Here is a 16,973-nt window from a genome sequence, read left to right as displayed (position 1 = left end):
ATGGGCAACAAGGAGTCCCACTATGTCACGACGCAAAGAACCTGCCATACCGAATGAGCTTCTCGATCAGCTTTTGGCGGGCGGCGCTGCCAGTGCCGCCTTCGAGCAGGGCGGTCTGCTCGATTCGCTGAAGAAGGCGCTGACAGAGCGTGCCCTGAATGCGGAGATGGATCACCACCTCGCTGGCGAAGACGGCGCCGGCAACATGCGCAACGGCTACGGTCGGAAGACGGTAATGACCGACACCGGCAAGTTGGCGATCGACGTGCCGCGCGATCGCCAGTCGAGCTTCGACCCGCAGTTGATCGCCAAGTATCAACGCCGCTTTCCCGGCTTCGACGACAAGATCGTGTCGATGTACGCGCGCGGCATGAGCACCCGCGAGATCACCAGGCACCTGCACGATCTATACGGCATCGACGTCTCACCCGATTTGATTAGCACGGTGACCGACGCCGTGCTCGATGAGGTCGCCACTTGGCAGCAGCGGCCGCTCGATCCGGTTTACCCGCTGGTCTTCTTCGACGCGATCCGGGTCAAGATCCGCGACGAGGGCATGGTGCGCAACAAGGCGATCCACATTGCGCTGGGCGTCCGCGCCGACGGCGCAAAGGAGGTGCTCGGCTTGTGGCTCGAGCAGAATGAGGGTGCCAAGTTCTGGCTTCGGGTGATGAACGAGCTTCGCAACCGTGGCGTTGAAGACATCCTGCTGGCCGTCGTTGACGGCCTGAAGGGCTTTCCCGATGCGATCACCGCAGTGTTCCCCGATGCGATCGTCCAGACCTGCATCGTTCACCTGCTGCGCAACTCGATGGACTTCGTCTCCTGGAAGGACCGAAAGAACCTCGCCAGCGCGCTCAAGGAGATTTACCGTGCCACCGACGCAGATGCCGCCGAAAAGGCGCTGACAGCATTTGAGGCTGGCCCTTGGGGGCAGCGCTATCCCGCCATCGGCCAGAGCTGGCGGCGCGCCTGGGGCGAGGTGATCCCGTTTTTTGCGTTCCCCGACGAGGTCCGCCGGATCATCTACACTACGAACGCCATCGAAGCTTTGAACTCGAAGCTCAGGCGGGCTGTCAGGGCCAGGGGACACTTCCCCAGCGACGAGGCCGCCACCAAGCTGCTCTACCTGATCTTGAATCGGTCGGAGAAAGAGTGGAAGATGCCACCACGTGAGTGGACCATGGCGAAGGCGCAATTTGCCGTGATCTTCGGCGAACGTTTCATCAGAGCCATGGCGGCCTGATGATCAACCGCCCGGCCGCACACGGAAATCCTGACAGTCCCTGACGGTGGTTCAGTCTCCGGCCATGGCGAGCAGAAAACAGCGCCGAGCAATGCCGGACGCGATTTCCGGGGCGAGAAGCGCAGCAATGCGACCCATGCATCAACCACTGATCCCGATGCCCGCTTATTCAAGAAAGCGCGGGGCCAGGCAGCCAAGCTGTGCCATATGGCCCATGTCCTCATGGAGAACCGCAATGGCCTTGTAGTCGATGCGATCCTCACCCACGCGACCGGCACCGCCGAACGCGAGGCCGCACTGACCATGCTGGGCCGGATGGAAGGGCGCCATCGGATCACGCTGGGCGCGGACAAGAACTACGACACCGCCGCCTTCGTCGAGGCATTGCGCGAGATGGACGTCACCCCGCACGTGGCCCAGAATAACACCAATCGCCGTTCTGCCATTGACGGGCGTACGACACGCCATCCCGGCTACGGCCTCTCCCAGAAAATCCGCAAGCGGATCGAGGAAGTGTTCGGATGGGCAAAAACCTGCGGCACCATGCGAAAAACCCGACACCGTGGGCAAGATCGCGTCGGATGGTCCTTCACGCTCACCGCTGCCGCCTACAACCTCGTCAGGCTGCCGAAACTGCTGGGCGCAACCTAGCCCGGCTTATTCATCGGGCTCAGTCAGCAGGGTTGGCGGGAGTGGTGTAAGCGATTGCTTTGATGTAGGAAAATGGGTGTCTAGACCAGTCCTGCAGCGAGGCAATTTATGCCACGGGCCACACCCGCCGGGAGCGATGATAGCGCGCCGGGATTTTCGTTTCCAGCGATCGGGCGCAAGAAGATCACAGCCGCGTTCGACGGAGGTCGGCTCACCTCGGATGGCGGTGTTCTGCTGCTGGCACAGGCCGAGCGCGCGATGGGGCTTTGCCGGCGGCTTGCGGCTTGCATTGCCGATCCGCGGGACCCTGTGCGGGTGATCCATCGCCTTGATGACATCCTGCGTGCCCGGGTGTTCGCGATCGCCTGCGGCTATGAAGACGCCGATGATCTCGACGCTCTGCGCGACGATCCGGGCTTCCGTCTGGCGCTGGGCAAGCTGCCGGGATCGGGCGCGGGGCTGGCCAGCCAACCGACGATGAGCCGGTGGGAAAATGCGCCGACCACACGCGAACTGGCCAGGATGATGGCCGCGATGATCGACATCTACTGCACCAGCTACCCCGCCGCGCCGGCGGCGGTGACGCTGGATATCGATGACACCTGTGACGTTGTTCATGGCTATCAGCAGCTCTCCTTCTGGAACGGGCATCATGGCGAGCGCTGCTTCCTGCCGATCCATGTCTACGACACTGCCACCGGCCGACCGGTGGCGATGCTGCTGCGCACCGGCAAGACACCGTCGGGCGCCGAAGCTGCCGGCCACATCCGGCGCCTGGTGCGCCATCTGCGCCGGCACTGGCCCGAAACGCACATCACCATCCGCGGCGACGGGCACTATGGCCGGCCCGAGGTCATGGCCTTCTGCGAGGCGGCCGGCGTCGACTACGTGTTCGGCCTGCCGACCAACGCCGCGCTGCGTGCTGATCCCGAAATCGTCGCTGCCGCCGATGCCTGCGCGGTTAAGCGGGCTCAGCGCCAATATCCGGTCCTGCGCAACTATGCCGAGACCCGCTACGGCGCGAAGAGCTGGAAGTGCCAGCGCCGCGTCGTCGCCCGGATCGAGGCCAGCACGCTGGGCATGGACATCCGCTATGTCGTCACCTCGCTGGCCGAAGGTTCGGCTGAGCATATCTACGACACCCTCTACTGCGCGCGCGGCAACGCCGAGAACCTGATCAAGCGCCACAAGACCCAGCTTGCCAGCGATCGTACCTCGTGCCGCTCAGCCAATGCCAACCAGATGCGCCTCATCCTGCACACCGCCGCCTACTGGCTCGTGTGGCGCATCCAGCAGGAAATCCCGAAGGCTGCCGCGCTCGCCACCGCCGAGTTCGCAACGCTGCGCCTGCGGTTGCTCAAGGTCGCCGCCCGCGTCATCGAAACCGCTACGCGCATCCGCGTCGCCTTCGCGTCAGCCTGTCCCGATGCCAGCCTGTTCAGAACCATTGCCACCGGCCTCCGGCCGGCACCCACATAACCAGCGCGGCAGTGCCGCCCAAAGCCCGAGCCCTCGTCCTTCAACCTCGAAAAGCCCATCGATCCTGACGCGGTGAAAAAAACCGCCGGAGGAGCTTGCTCTGATCACCCGACGACCGACAAACCATGCTCGCACGAACCCGGAGCGGAGGCCTCATGAATAGTGCGGGCTAGGCCTGCGCCTCATAGCGCCCGAGGCCGGTCAAAAACGACCGGATTCTGGAAGGTTACCTCCCAGAATGACTGACGCCTTGGGCTAGAAAACGGCGAAAGCGAGGCCAATGGCCGGCTCTGCCAACCCTTTTTCCGCAGCCTGTTAAAAGCTATCCGGTCGATGAGCTTGAAGTTAGCCGGGCCACGCTCCGGCAGGAACAAGCTGATCCCGTCAATGAATTCGGACTCCCGCCGCAGCTTCGCGAAAGTGACGGAGAGCTTTTGCCATTCGTAGATGCCTGCGCGCAGTTCTCCCGCACGGTGGAAAACCTGACCCGAAAGACCGCTCAGGAAGGGGCATTAAAACGCCTCGTGGAAAACCCCGAGATATCTAAATGGGTTGAGGAGGGTGTCAGGCTGCACCGCGACCATTCCTCCGAAACGTGCGAATATTGCGCGCAACCTATCCCGGTGGCTCGCGCCGAAGCACTTGCTCAGCATTTCGGCGCAGCTGACCAATTGCTTAAGGCCGAGATCGAGGCGGCGATCGCCATGGGTATGAAGCTGGCTGGCAGCTTGGAAAAGATTGACTCCCCAGCCCAATCTTCGCTCTATGCCGAGCTTTGGAAGGACTACGAGGTCGCGACAGAGAACTGGGCATTGGCGCGCACGGCCTGCCTAGAGAGATTGACTGAGATTGATGGCATCCTTGCCGATAAGCTTATTCGACGATCCAATTCGTTTGAGATCGACGCAGGAATCCAAACGGATACGCTGGTCGGCACGGCGGACGTACTCAACGAGATTCTTGCCCGGCATAATCTCAAGACCGCGCAGTTCTCTTCTGCCAAGAGCAAGGCGCGGGAGATGCTTGAGCGCCATTACCTTGCCGAGATAGCTGAAAAGGTCGCTGAATTTGAGCGCCAGATCGAGGCGCATAATACCGAGTCTGCCAAACTGACGAATGGTGCGCCGGAATTTGCCGATCCGCGCAGCATGGCGGAACTGTTAAAGTCGGCGGAGGAAAAGCGGGCGAAGGTATCGACCGCCCATGCGGGCGGCTCGGAAATGACAACCCGCTTGCGCGATTTCCTTGGGCGCACCGATTTGGAGTTCCAGTCGGGTGCGGAGGGTTATCGAGTTCTTCGGCGTGGTAAGCCTGCTAGACGCCTGAGCGAAGGTGAAAAGACGGCTATCGCCTTCCTTTATTTCATCGTCCAGCTAGGCGATCACGAGTTCGATGTGTCCGAGGGTATCGTCGTTATCGACGACCCGATTTCCAGCCTCGACTCCTCTGCGATTTACCAAGCATTCGCCTGCCTGAAAAACGCGGTAAAAAATGCGAAGCAGGTGTTCTTGCTTACACATAATTTCGAGTTTTTGAAGCTTCTGCTAAATTGGCTTGATGTCGTTAAGCGGCATACGTCGCATTACATGATTATATGTAGTGAAACGGCCACCGATCGCGTGGCAACGATTGGCGCTTTGGATCAACTCTTGATCGATCATCAAACTGAATATCAATTCCTTTTCAAGACGCTATATAATTTCAAATCTGATGGGACGATCGCATCTTGTTATCACATGCCGAATGTCGCCAGAAAGCTTCTTGAAACATTCCTTGAGTTTCATTCACCTTCATCCGAAAAGCTTTATAAAAAGCTCGAAGCAGTGACGTTCGATGATGACAAGAAGGCGGCTATTTATAAATTCACAAATGATAATTCGCATTTTACCGGGAAGGGTTTTGATCCCGCGATCGTCTCGGAAAGTCAAAAGAACGTAAAATATCTTCTTGAAATGATCGAGAGTGTTGCGCCTATTCATTACCAAGGGTTAGAAAAACTATCGGCCTAGCCATACGTTGCTGAATATGGCTTTCAGCAAATCGCCATAATTATAACCAAGCGCTTGAGCGGCTATTACGCTCAAGCTGTCTTGATCTTACCTGCCGGGATACACGCACCCGTCATGTTCGGTTTCATGTTGAGGTCGAACAAGCGGTGGCTCCGGCTCTGCCCTGCCCGGCAGTCAACCCAAGCCGTGTGGGCCAATATCAGAATAAACGCGAGCGAGGTTCGTGCACCGCCCCCCTCCAAGGCATCCAGAATGGGAAAGCTGGCGGACCGCACTTGGGAGTATGAAATTGGCTGTTCAACGACCGGGAAGGGTCGGTTGTACCACCCCACGGATAGCTCGATCCGGGGTGAAAAATATACGCTATATTATAAAGCGATGATCGCCTGGTCCCACGGTGCGCAGACCGTGAGGTAAAGCAATATCCGCCCGGCTATTTGCAGGCACCGTCAGCTCAAGCTTCACAGCGTTTGCGTGATAGGTCCATCGGGTCTCAATCAATCCCCTGACGCTTACCAGTTTCGTGCTTACCTCTGGCACTCGAGCGTCAAAGACTGGGGCAACGCGGAACCGCGCGAAGCCCGGTTCGACAGGTTCGATACCGCACACTCGCCGGTAGAGAAAGCCGCAGACGGCACCCAGCGCATAGTGATTGAAGCTGTTCATCGCGACATCGCCGGTGTCGCCATTCCACCGCTCCCATATCGTGGTGGCGCCTTTGCGCGCCATATAGCCCCAGGAAGGAAATTCCGTGCGCAGCAGCAGATCGAAAGCGAGCCGAGTTTCTCCCACATCGACCAGCGCATCGAGCGCCAGCGGCGTGCCAAGGAACCCCGTTGTGAGCAGCGTTCCACGCTTGCGAATATCTGCCGCCAAGAGCGAGGCGGCTTTCGCGCGAAGCGCCTGCGGAACCAGATTGAGCCGGAGCGCCAGAATATAACTGCAGTGGCTGCCGTTTCCGACTCTTCCGTCATCACGAACAAAGGTCGATGCGAAAGCGCTGCGGATTCGATCATGATGCGCGCGCCAGGTTACGGCCTCGCCAGCGCGGCCCGTCCATTCCGCCATCTGCGCAATCTGCTCCACGGAGCGAGCAAGCATGGCTGTAGCGATCAGCGCCTTGGGGGTCGTCTCGTCCATCGGCGACTTCGCATCGAGCGCAAGCCAGTCGCCAAGATCTGCTCCACGCCCTGTCGACCACAGGCCATCGGGATTTTTTGCGAATATGCCCTGCGCATAAGCGGTCATCGCCTGCCAATTCTCGTCGACGATCGTGCGATCGCCGCTGTGCAGATAGGCGGTATAGGGGAGCATGACACCGGCATCGGCCCAGCCTGGGGTTGGGCTGTCGGTGCCCCAGCCCAGGCCCTGCGGAGAAGGAGCCCAAAGTGGGTAAGCGCCGTTGCCGGCCTGCGCGTCCCGCATCGTGCGGGAAAAGGCGCGTGTATAGGCGCCGACATCCATGTTGAAGCTGGCTGCATCCCAGAAAATCTGGGCATCGCCGGTCCAGCCCAGCCGCTCGTCACGTTGCGGGCAATCGGTCGGAATTCCCATGAAGTTCGAGCGTTGGCTCCACAGCGTATTCAGCCAGAGCTTCTGGACGTCCGGGGTGCTGATCTGAAACGTCCCGGTTTCAGGCATGGCGCTCGAAAGGACCAGGCCAGCGATCATGTCCGAAGTCAGCGTGCTGACCCCGCTGATCTCCGCATACCGGAAGCCCTGGTAACTGAAGACGGGTTCGAGCGTCTCCGATCCGTCCCCGCGCAGCCAGTAGCGATCTTCCGCCCTTGCCGCCCGCAGGTTCCGACGGTCGAGCTCGCCCTGCTCGGACAAGATTTCAGCATGGCGCACGGTGATCGGCTGCCCTGCAACGCCCTTGACCTGAAGCCGCACGCGACCCGCAAAATTCTGGCCGAAGTCGACAATATGCCGGGCGTCCCCAAGCTTGCGAATGGCGACTGGCGGCAGTTGCCTGATGATGCGTACCGGCTCGGCAAGTGCCGCCGAAATCGGGGCAATTGGGGTCGGCGCCGTCCAGCACCGATCCCATTTGCTGTCGTCGAAGTCCGGACGATCCCAGCCCTGGGACTGCGATCGCAAATCCTGGTCTTCGCCGGCATAAATTTCCGACATCAAGATGGGCGCGCGCGCATGGCGCCATTGGTTGTCGGTGATGATCCGTTCGATCGAGCCGTCGAACCGGGTCAGTTCTAGCATCAATTGCAGTCGCCGGGGCGCGCTGCCAAATGCATAGCGACCGTCAGGCGCCTGGTAGCTCGCATAATAGCCATCGCCGATCACAGCACCGAGGCAGTTGGTGCCCTTTTGGATCAAATTGGTAACATCATAAGCGCGGTAGGGAATGCGAACGGCGTAATTGACGGGCTCTGCCTGCAGTTCATCGTCATTGACCCGGCGCCCGTTGAGCGACAGGCGATAGCCGCCAAGCGCTGCCGCATAGAGCCGGGCCTGGACGATCGCACCATCGTTGGAGAATCTGCGCCGCAGCAATCTTGCCGGCGTGGGAGGCCAGGGGAAAATTGGCTGTGTGTCCAGCAGCGGCGCCACCACCCAGTTCTCTGCCTCGCCCAGGCGGGTTTCCCAGTTGCCGCTCAACCGTTTGCTCGAGCCATTCAATGCAGGAAGACGGATCTGCCCGGCAATCGAGACGAATGGCTTGATGAAGAAGCCCGGTGCAGGCGCAATATCCAGGCTAAGCAGATGATCACCGGCCGGGAGCTGCAAGGCGAGGCGTGTTGCAGGCGCGCCGCCAAAAGCATTGGGATCGCGCGCAGGCAAGGCGAGTGGTTTGCCGTCGAGTTCCAGCCGTGACATCACGCCATCGCCGAAGATGGTCAGCAGCGCGTCGCCTGCATCGCTGCGAAAGGCGAGACGAAAGCTGCGCGGCTTGTCGGGCGCAGGGGCGTTGCCGCCCACCCATTGGACACCGCTGAGCCGGTCTTCGCGCTCGACTGCATCTTCTGCGGCCAGCCAGTCACCCGTCCAGTCCTTCGCCTCGAGAAGGCCCATTTCCCAATAAGCCGGGTCGCTCCAGCCGGTATTTCCCTTTTCATTCCAGACCTGCACTTTCCAGTGGCAGGTTTCGCGCGAGCGCAAGGGTCTGCCTTCATACTGGATGCCCGTGCAGGCGGCACCTTCGATGCGACCACTGTCCCATATGTCGCCGACATTGCGGCCAAGCAAAGACGAACTGGACGCGACGAGAATGCGATATGCCGACTGCATCGTTTCGTCAGGGCCAGCGACCCGCCAGGAGAGGCTGGGATGCCGGTCGTCGATTCCGATCGGATTTTTCCGCATGGCGGTACGCAGCTGCGTGGCGCCGAACCGCAACGTCGATGCGGCCCGTGCCTGATTGGCGCTTAGGCCCAAAAATGCGCTGGTCGCCATGAAGGAACGACGATCGAATATGGGCATAGGCAGATCCTTGGAAAATCAATAGGCGTCGGGCGAGGGAACGGGTTAGATACTGTTGTCTCGCGCGTACCGGCCAAGATGCAAGCCGCTTGGCTTCAATGTGCGGCGGAAGCTCGTCCTGTCGACGGCGACCAGGCCGAATTGTGCCGTATAGGCCCTGTTCCACTCGAAATTATCGAGCAGCGACCAATGGATATAGCCGCGAACATCCACGCCATCTACGATCGCTCGAGAAAGGCCCGCAAGCGCCCCGTCGATATAGGCGATCCTGCGGCCGTCATCGGCGGTCGCCACGCCATTCTCCGTGACGATGATCGGGCGTTTGGTGGCTTTGGAGACCCAGCGCACCGTGGCTTCAAGTGCCTGTGGATAGAACTCCATCTCGGTTTGCGTTAGTTCTACGCCAGATGCTGGCGGCAAGTCGATATCATTGCCAACCACGGCCCGGCCATAGGTCTGGACACCCACGAAATCATCCTTGGCAACCGCTTCGAACCAGGGCGCATAGACCTCCGCAATCTTGCGTTCCAACCCGTTCGCGCCCGGAGCAGATTGCTCGTCAGCAACGGAAAGGCTCAGCCCCAATTTCAGATCGGGGCGCACCGACTTGATCGCCTCGACGGCGCGGCGATGAGCCTCCGCCTGTATCGGGCCGGCACGACGGACATCGAAAATCGGCGTGGAGGAAAAACGGTCACTGCCCACAGCCTTGGCGGCTGCCGCCGAAGCCTGAACGAAATAAGGCATGGTTGCGCGAAAACCGGGCTGCCATGACAGTTGGGCGGCCAGATTGGGCTCGTTGAAGGTAAGCCCATGACTATAGTTCGGCCCCAGCGCCTTGGCCGCCCGCTCGCAAAAGCGCAGGAAATGATCGACATTCGTCTGCTCTTCCCACCCGCCCTTTGCTGCGAACCAGCGCGGGACGGTAAAGTGCGAGTAGGTGATGAAGGGCTTCAGGCCCAGCTCGACGCATCCATCCACCATTCGGCGATAATGGTCGAGTTCAGCGTTGGAATACTCTCCCTGCTCCGGTTCGATGCGCGACCATTCGATGCCGAAGCGATAGCAGTTGAGGCCCATCTGCTTGACGAGTGCCATATCCTCGCGCCAGCGATGATAGCTGTCGCAGGCATCGCCGGACGGCGCGGCGAAGCTGTTGGGCTTGAGATGCTCCATGACCCAGCTGTCGCTGTTGACATTATTGCCTTCCACCTGGTGGGCGGCGGTAGCTGCCCCCCAAAGGAAATCAGGACGCAGCTTGCGACGCGCGGCGAGCGCAGGACTGGCAAGCGTCATCGCAAGACTCCCGCCGGCAAGTTGCAGCATGGAGCGGCGGGAGAGGGCAAAGGGCATATCATCCATCCTCAGAACCGGAACTGAATGTTGGCGCCGATGGTGCGCACGGAATCGAACCCGAATTGCTGCTGATAGGTGGCGATCCCGGAGATCGCGTCGCCGGAATCCAGTCCGATAAAGTTGGGATTATATTCGTTCGTGCAGTTCTTGCAGAAGATCGAGAGGCGCATGCCATTGTCGATCCGCACGCCTGCACTCGCGCCGATCAGATCGGTCGTCGGCACGGTGGCGCCCGGCGCCTGGTTGATCAGATAATTTATCGGCGTGCGATGGTACCAGTTGCCCTCGATAAAGGGATGTACGGCTCCGTCCGTCTGGAACTCGTAGCTGGCCTGGAGCGACGAGGTGAATTTCGGGGCGGTCGGCGTGCGCTTGCCGCCGGCATTGAACGAACCGCTTGTTGCGCAGCTGGCGTCGGTTTGCCCCGGATAACATTCCGCGCCCGCAAAATCCTTGAACTTGGAGCTGAGGAACGTCGCCGATCCGTTGATAGAGAGTCCCCGGAACGGGTTGGCATTGACGGTCAGCTCGACGCCCTTGCTGATGACCGACGCCGCGTTCTGGACCACGAAGCTCTGCAACTGGGTGTCGAGCGACTGGGTCTGGTAATTCTTGAATTTCGTATGGAAGAGTGATGCGTTGACCACGAGGCGACGATTGAACCAGCTCGTCTTGGCGCCAATTTCCGCAGTGTTCGATTTTTCCGGCTTGACCAGCAGCGAGGTCGTCGCGGTTGCTCCGGTATCATTGAAGCCGGGGCCCTTATAGCCCCGACCATAGGAGGCGTAGATCATCGCATCGCGCGCCAGCTGAAATTGGCCGCCCGTGCGCCAGCTGAAATCGGTATGCCCATAGGATTGCGCGATCGCGCCGGGCACGCCCAGGGTCACGAAATAGGCGCCGCGATTCTGGTCAAGATCGATGCTGATTTCGTCGCGCGTGACGCGGCCGCCAGCGAAGAGTTTCAGCGCATCCGTCAGGGCGTAGGTCAACTGCCCGAATGCAGCATAGCTGTCGGTCTTCATCCGATAGCTGTTGTCCCGCCCGAGGAAATAATCATTGCTGACCGAGCAGGTGGGAGGGAAGGCGCCGGGCACTGCAGCGGCGCCGACGCAGAAGGGGAATGTCGGCAGCAGGAAGTCGGGCAGATAATTATTGCCAGCAATCTGACTGCGCTGATCGATCGTCGAATGGAAATAATAGAGGCCGGCCTGTCCCGTCAGGCGGTTTCCGGCCGGCAGCGCTACGCGCAGTTCGTTCGAAAACTGATCATAATCGGCATGGGAATAGTTGATGTTCGCGCCGTTGCTGTTGGTGAAGTCGGTATCGAGCTGGGCGTCGAAATTATAGAATTTCCAGGCGAAGATATTGCTTACGACGAGGCCGCTGTCCGCGGTGTAGGAGAGCGAAGCCTGGGCGCCACCCAGTTTCAGGTCACGCCAATATCCGCCGTCGCCCGCGAAGGTGAAATTCTTGTCGCCTGGAACGATGCCGGATGCTGCAAGCGGGGCTGCATTGACACTTCCCTCGCCAAGCTCGCGATAGGTGCGGTCATAGATGCCCGCGACACCGTGAGATTCTGCATATTCGCCGATGACATAAAGCTCGAGCTCAGGCGTGATCTCCTGGAGATATTTGGCGCGAACCCCATATTGCTTGCGATCCAGGTCGTTGCGGACACCGCCGGTACCAACGAAATTGGTGCCTGGCTCTTCCACGGAATAAGTTCCGTTGATCCGCAATGCTGCGGTGTCGCCGACAGGAATATTGACAGTCTGTCGCGCAATCACGGACCAGGCCTCCGTATCGCTGCCCGGCGTGCTGCGATTGTTGAGCTCGAGGTTGGTCTCGCTGCCGAAACTGCCGAGCTTGGGACGGGTCGACACGACGTTCAGAAGTCCTGCCGAGGCATTTTTGCCAAAGAGAAGCCCTTGCGGCCCGTTCAGAACCTCGACCCGCTCAACGTCGTTGAAAAGCCCTTGCGTGAGGAAGGGGCGACCCAGATTGACGTCATCGAGCGCGGTGGCCACGCTGGAATCGATGGTGGTTGCGAAGGCCTGGGTGCCGACCCCGCGAATGGCAAAGCTGTTGTCATTGCCGACCTGGAGGCTGGGCGCCGCCAGCGCGACCTGGGTCAGATCATTGAGGTTGCGCGACTTTAGCGAGTCGCCGCCGAGGGCCGTCACGCTTACAGGGACATCCTGAAGCCGTTCGGCGCGACGTTGCGCGGTCACGACGATGTCGGTCACGCCCTCGTTCTGCGCGGTTTCCTGTGCATGGGCTGTATGGGCGACGGAGATCAGGCTCGCGCCAACAAACAACAGTGCCTTCCGCATTTCATCCTCCCTATTTTTGCGCAGCTCGTCCTGCACTTGCAGACCGCTTTGGTCTTTGCCATACAAACAGTCAATCCTGATTGTTTGTATGGGTTTCGATCCATTTTTGTTATGCATCCGGTCGGGCATCATAGATAATGGAGGATGGTTGCAGGCGCCTGGCGCCCGCATCCCGTCATGAAGGAAGATAATGGATCGAGCAGCACCCGGGGTCAGGCGCACTCAAGAAGAACGGACCGCCCAGACGAGGCTGGCTCTCATCGAGGCGACCATCGCTTCAATCGGGGACCATGGCTATACCGGTGCCAGCACTACCTTGATCGCGCAGAGAGCAGGCGTCAGCCGCGGTGCGATGCTCCATCATTTCGCCACGCGCGCGGCGTTGATGGCGCAGGTGGTGCGTCACGTTTTCAATAGTGAAATGGCAGAATATGAAGCGACCCGGGTGCGCACGGGAATGGGCGACAATCTGTTCGACTGGCCCAGCTTGCTCTGGTCGGTACTTAGTCGACCGCCCGGTATGGCGGTACTCGAAATCCTTCAGGCAACCCGTAGCGATCCTGAACTCGCCGAGCTCGTCGTACCGATGCAGGAGGAGGTCGAGCATTCAGCTCTCACGGTGATGCGCGGCGCCTTTGGTGGCGATGAAGCGCTTGCCCGAACGGTCATGCGCCTCATGGTGTGGTCCGTGCGCGGCCTTTCCATTGCGGACCGTTATCTGCCGCACCGAGCAGAAACCGAACATGCCATCCTCCTCCTAGGAGAGATGATGCGCCTGGCAGTGCCCGATGGGCGGATGGAAAAGATGCGCGCACTGATCGAGGGAAAGACGAAGGGATAGGAGCATCATCGCCCCTATCCCATGCCCTCAGGCCTCCACGGCCTCTCGTTCCTGTTCAGCTCGAAACAGACGCTGGATGAACTGGCGCGTCTGTCGGCCGCCAACATCGCTTGCGATGTCGATCAGCTGCCGCCCTGGCTCTCGCGCGATGCGCCGCTGCTGCATTTCCAGAACGGCCTGGTCTTCCTTGAAGGTGCGCGCCGTCTGCTCGAATACCAGGTCGGGAATGTCGCCCCGCGTGATGTTTGTCGCCATCGACCAGAAATAATGGGTAGTCGTCTCGGTCTCCGGGGTGATGCCATGAAAGCCGAGCATCGAGAGACCATGGGATCTATCGCCATCATAGGCGCCCGTCCCTTCGTCACATGCGCCAGTATGAATGCGGATGAAGACCGGCTGGAACTCGATCTCCTGCCAGCGATCGACGAGCCCCTTGAAGCCCGCAGCAGCCACATAGGTCGGCGGGGGGGCAGAGGAAGGCATTTTTCGCTCGACGCGAACACCATTGGGCAGGCGGGTGGATATCGTCGGGGTCTTGAAATGCAGTTCCGGATCGCCCCCGATGGTCGAGGGGTGGATATAGGGCAGGTGTGACAAATCCATCAGATTGTCGACCAGCAGCTGCCAATTGCCCTGGACATCATAATGGGCGCTCCGCCAGGCCCAGGCTGGATCTTGATGATAGGGATGATCGGGAATGATCGCGGTGTCCGCCTTGTCCGCATCCCCCATCCAGATCCATAAGAGTGCGTCCTTTTCGACCAGTGGGAAATGGCGAACGCGCGCAGTCCTGGGTATCTTGTCCTGTGCGGGGATATGCACGCAGGCACCGTTCGTGCCGAATTCAAGGCCATGATAGGGGCAGCGAATGCTCTCCCCAATCACTACGCCCTCGCTCAGCGGCATGGCCCGATGGCAGCAGCGATCCTCGAGCGCAGAGACTTCGCCGCCTTCGGTGCGAAACAGCACGAGCGGTTGCCCCAATATGGTTCGGGAGGTCCGGCTTCCTGGCTGCAATTCATGTCCCCAGCCCGCGACATACCAGATGTCATGGAGGAATGATGACCCGGCCCTTGGCCCCGACTGCGCGCTCACATCGCTCTCCTGTCTTATTCTCAGGAAAGCCTAGCGCGCCGCCAGCCAATCAATATAACTAGTTATATCGATATGCTGGATCAGTTTCATGGATTACCGTAGGCTCGACCTCAATCTGCTGGTGGTGCTTGACGCCTTGCTGGAGGAACGCGGGGTGCACGCCACCGCACGAAGGCTCAACATGAGCCAGCCGAACGTCAGCTTTGCGCTGGGCAAGCTACGGCAATTTTTCCAGGACCAGTTGCTGGTGCGAATCGGCAACTCCATGCACCCCACACCAATGGGCGACCGATTGCGGGAACCGGTCCGACGAATATTGGAGATGGTCGACGCAGATCTGCTGGGGCTGCCAGTCTTTGACCCGCTCAATGCGGAACGCTGCTTTTCGATCAGCACATCCGACATTGGCGAGCTCGTGTTCCTGCCGACCTTGCTGGAGGTGCTGAAAGAACGCGCGCCGCGTGCGACGCTGCGCTCCCACTCGATGCCGCCCCATGAACTGGAGCGCGCCATGTCCGACGGGGTGGTCGATATGGCGCTGGGCTATTTCCCGGATCTCCAGGGCAGCAATTTCCTGTGTCAGACATTGTTCGAGCACCCCTTCAGCTGCATCGTGCGCAAGGATCATCCTGACGTGGGCGACGCGCTTTCACTCGAGCAATTTCTGGGACTCGGCCATATCCTGGTGTCGCAGAAGGGACGGAGCCAGGAACTGGTGGAAATCCGAATGCATCAGCTTCGCCTATCCCGGCGTATTCAGCTTCAATCGCCCCATTTCATGAGCGTTCCGCTGCTTGTCGCCGGGTCCGACCTCATTTCGACCGTTCCGCATGCGGTCGCCGCCATCTTCGCCACCATGGCGCCACTCAAGCTCTTGCCGCCGCCATTCGAGACGCCTCTGATAAGCCTCCAGCAATTCTGGCATCGGCGTGTCGATCGCGATCCGGCAATCGTCTGGTTTCGTAGCCTCGTGGCGGAGCTCTTCCTAGGCCGTGATCCGTCGATGCCGGCGGGTCGCGCTATAGGACAATAGAGGGCGCCTCAGCGCGAAGCGAGGCAAACACCGAAGCAGTCAACGCCTCGAGACTTTCGTCGGATTGGAAGCCGGCCTCTGCCGCTGATGGCGTTACAAGAGCGGGCTGGGATCCGAACAGGCGTTGAAGCTCAGGATCGGGTGCATGGCGGACCTGAGCCGGGTCTGGAAACAGCTGCTGGATCAATTGTCCAATAGTTACATGCAGAGCCGGGCAGGTCAGGCTTATGCCGTGCTCGATACCGCAATGAAGCGCATGGATCAGATTCCAGGCGGCCCGCCGCGCAGACAATATCCAGATGCTCGCATCTGCCGACACGGGCAAGGTCATCGGCCGCTGTTCCAGCGCCGCATGGAAGAGGTCACTCATGAAGGCAGAGGCGAGACCGCTTGGGCCCATGGGGCGGGCAACGATACCTGGCAAACGCAATCCGACAGCTTTGATGCTCCCGCGACGAGCAAATTGCGCCAGTGCGATCTCGATCATGCGCTTATGTGCGCCGTAAAGGGTGGCCGGCGCAGGCACCGTCTCGTCATCGACGGGTAAGGGCGTCGGCCCTAGTATGGCGATCGAACTGGCATAGACGAAGCGGCACGGGCGCTTGGCCTGGTCCAGATGCTCGAGGATGGCGAGCGGGGCATCGACATTGATGCGGCGCGCAAATCCAGGCGTCTGCTCCGTCGCACCTCCAGGAACGGCGGCGAGATGGATGACGCGGTCGACCCCTTCGAGCAGCGCGTCGAGATGCTCCGTGGTGGCCAGGTCGAAAGCGACGGCTTCAAATCCGCTGCCGATCGGTATGGGAGGCGCAGTTAGATCCGTCAGCCTGACGGCGCCATAGCCACCCTCATCCGCCAACAGGCTCGCCACTTGGCGGCCGACAAAACCGGATGCCCCGGTAACCAGCAGGGTCATGCCAGATCGTCGTCGAAGACGCCGTCGATGAGGATGAAGGCGATCCGGCAAGGTGCGCCGGAACGGTTGATCCAGCCATGATTGGTGCCACGCTGAATGATGATGTCGCCGGCATGGGCAATGGTCTCGCCCTCGTCCATCATCAATGTGATGCTGCCCGAGAGCAGGATGCCGTAATCGATCGAACGAGTCCGATGGAAACTGGCATGCCGATTAGATGTCTTGCCGACATGCGCGTCGCTGCCGCCAATCGCATCGAACACGGCATCGAAATCTGCCCCGGCTTGCTCCGGCGGGATGTCCAGGACACGGATACGCGTCCCGCCCGGCGGCGGCGCCAAAAGCAGATGCGTTTCTGCAGGTTCGGCGTCGTTCCTATCAAGGATGGCGGGCGTCTGCCTGGTATTCCATACTTCGTGGAACACGAGGCCTTCCTCGCCCAGATTGTCGAAAATCCGGACCGGGGGCGCATCGCTGGCGATGCGCGATCGTCGATCTGCATCATGGCCGGTTACGATCCGACGGAATGAGGTGCCGGGTTCTGTACCCATATATTCTCCTGACGCTCGCGCG

Annotated in this window: 11 protein-coding genes and 1 pseudogene; 6 read left to right on the top strand and 6 right to left on the bottom strand. The window is 60.2% G+C overall.

The window, feature by feature from the left end:
- Positions 1 to 22: 22 nt before the first annotated feature.
- The 4 genes and pseudogenes from N6H05_RS04820 to N6H05_RS04805 all read left to right on the top strand — a co-directional run bounded on the left by N6H05_RS04820 (position 23) and on the right by N6H05_RS04805 (position 5,385).
- Entirely contained in the window at positions 23 to 1,246 is a 1,224-nt protein-coding gene (locus N6H05_RS04820) for an IS256-like element ISSpwi2 family transposase (RefSeq protein ID WP_014082638.1), read from the top strand.
- A gap of 90 nt (positions 1,247 to 1,336) precedes the next feature.
- Positions 1,337 to 1,897: pseudogene (locus N6H05_RS04815) on the top strand (transposase); the annotation flags it as partial.
- A gap of 108 nt (positions 1,898 to 2,005) precedes the next feature.
- Positions 2,006 to 3,376, top strand: coding sequence for an IS1380 family transposase (locus N6H05_RS04810; RefSeq protein WP_020817822.1), 1,371 nt, complete (start codon positions 2,006 to 2,008; stop codon positions 3,374 to 3,376).
- Positions 3,377 to 3,810: 434 nt separating this feature from the next.
- Positions 3,811 to 5,385 carry an AAA family ATPase gene (locus N6H05_RS04805; protein WP_284112905.1) on the top strand — a complete coding sequence of 525 codons (1,575 nt, stop codon included), beginning with the start codon at positions 3,811 to 3,813 and terminating at the stop codon, positions 5,383 to 5,385.
- A gap of 363 nt (positions 5,386 to 5,748) precedes the next feature.
- Here the strand turns inward: N6H05_RS04805 and N6H05_RS04800 are convergent, their stop codons facing one another.
- The 3 genes from N6H05_RS04800 to N6H05_RS04790 all read right to left on the bottom strand — a co-directional run bounded on the left by N6H05_RS04800 (position 5,749) and on the right by N6H05_RS04790 (position 12,737).
- The gene (locus N6H05_RS04800) at positions 5,749 to 8,823 is read right to left on the bottom strand and encodes an alpha-L-rhamnosidase (protein WP_126000128.1); all 3,075 of its coding nucleotides are present in this window, start codon (positions 8,821 to 8,823) and stop codon (positions 5,749 to 5,751) included.
- Positions 8,824 to 8,868: 45 nt separating this feature from the next.
- Complete coding sequence (locus N6H05_RS04795) at positions 8,869 to 10,119, bottom strand: glycoside hydrolase family 1 protein (protein WP_126000139.1); 1,251 nt, start codon at positions 10,117 to 10,119, stop codon at positions 8,869 to 8,871.
- 68 nt (positions 10,120 to 10,187) lie between these two features.
- Positions 10,188 to 12,737 (bottom strand): TonB-dependent receptor, encoded by a 2,550-nt coding sequence (locus N6H05_RS04790; protein WP_284112904.1) that lies wholly within the window; start codon positions 12,735 to 12,737, stop codon positions 10,188 to 10,190.
- On the opposite strand from N6H05_RS04790, the gene N6H05_RS04785 reads away from it, so the two are divergent.
- Entirely contained in the window at positions 12,706 to 13,356 is a 651-nt protein-coding gene (locus N6H05_RS04785) for a TetR/AcrR family transcriptional regulator (RefSeq protein ID WP_126000129.1), read from the top strand. The genes N6H05_RS04790 and N6H05_RS04785 overlap by 32 nt on opposite strands.
- Positions 13,357 to 13,383: 27 nt before the next feature.
- Here N6H05_RS04785 and N6H05_RS04780 read toward each other — a convergent pair whose 3' ends face one another.
- On the bottom strand, positions 13,384 to 14,451 hold the full coding sequence (locus N6H05_RS04780) for an aromatic ring-hydroxylating dioxygenase subunit alpha (protein WP_126000130.1): 1,068 nt from the start codon (positions 14,449 to 14,451) through the stop codon (positions 13,384 to 13,386).
- Positions 14,452 to 14,587: 136 nt separating this feature from the next.
- Between N6H05_RS04780 and N6H05_RS04775 the strand changes: the two genes are divergently transcribed.
- Positions 14,588 to 15,484 (top strand): LysR family transcriptional regulator, encoded by an 897-nt coding sequence (locus N6H05_RS04775; protein ID WP_284112903.1) that lies wholly within the window; start codon positions 14,588 to 14,590, stop codon positions 15,482 to 15,484.
- Here N6H05_RS04775 and N6H05_RS04770 read toward each other — a convergent pair.
- Entirely contained in the window at positions 15,471 to 16,400 is a 930-nt protein-coding gene (locus N6H05_RS04770; protein ID WP_126000132.1) for an NAD-dependent epimerase/dehydratase family protein, read from the bottom strand. The genes N6H05_RS04775 and N6H05_RS04770 overlap by 14 nt on opposite strands.
- Positions 16,397 to 16,951, bottom strand: coding sequence for a cupin domain-containing protein (locus tag N6H05_RS04765; RefSeq protein WP_126000141.1), 555 nt, complete (start codon positions 16,949 to 16,951; stop codon positions 16,397 to 16,399). Before N6H05_RS04765 ends, N6H05_RS04770 begins: the two co-directional genes overlap by 4 nt.
- Positions 16,952 to 16,973: the final 22 nt, after the last annotated feature.

This window comes from Sphingobium sp. WTD-1, assembly GCF_030128825.1.
Classification (GTDB): Bacteria; Pseudomonadota; Alphaproteobacteria; order Sphingomonadales; family Sphingomonadaceae; genus Sphingobium.
Note: the sequence above shows the minus strand (reverse complement) of the source record. Positions and strands in the feature narration are given on the sequence as shown.

Bases quoted from the DNA above. Each gene is read 5' to 3' on its own strand.
- N6H05_RS04820 (WP_014082638.1), top strand. From the start codon at position 23: ATGTCACGACGCAAAGAACCTGCCATACCGAATGAGCTTCTCGATCAG.
- N6H05_RS04810 (WP_020817822.1), top strand. From the start codon at position 2,006: ATGCCACGGGCCACACCCGCCGGGAGCGATGATAGCGCGCCGGGATTT.
- N6H05_RS04800 (WP_126000128.1), bottom strand. From the start codon at position 8,823: ATGCCCATATTCGATCGTCGTTCCTTCATGGCGACCAGCGCATTTTTG.
- N6H05_RS04795 (WP_126000139.1), bottom strand. From the start codon at position 10,119: ATGACGCTTGCCAGTCCTGCGCTCGCCGCGCGTCGCAAGCTGCGTCCT.
- N6H05_RS04785 (WP_126000129.1), top strand. From the start codon at position 12,706: ATGGATCGAGCAGCACCCGGGGTCAGGCGCACTCAAGAAGAACGGACC.
- N6H05_RS04770 (WP_126000132.1), bottom strand. From the start codon at position 16,400: ATGACCCTGCTGGTTACCGGGGCATCCGGTTTTGTCGGCCGCCAAGTG.
- N6H05_RS04765 (WP_126000141.1), bottom strand. From the start codon at position 16,951: ATGGGTACAGAACCCGGCACCTCATTCCGTCGGATCGTAACCGGCCAT.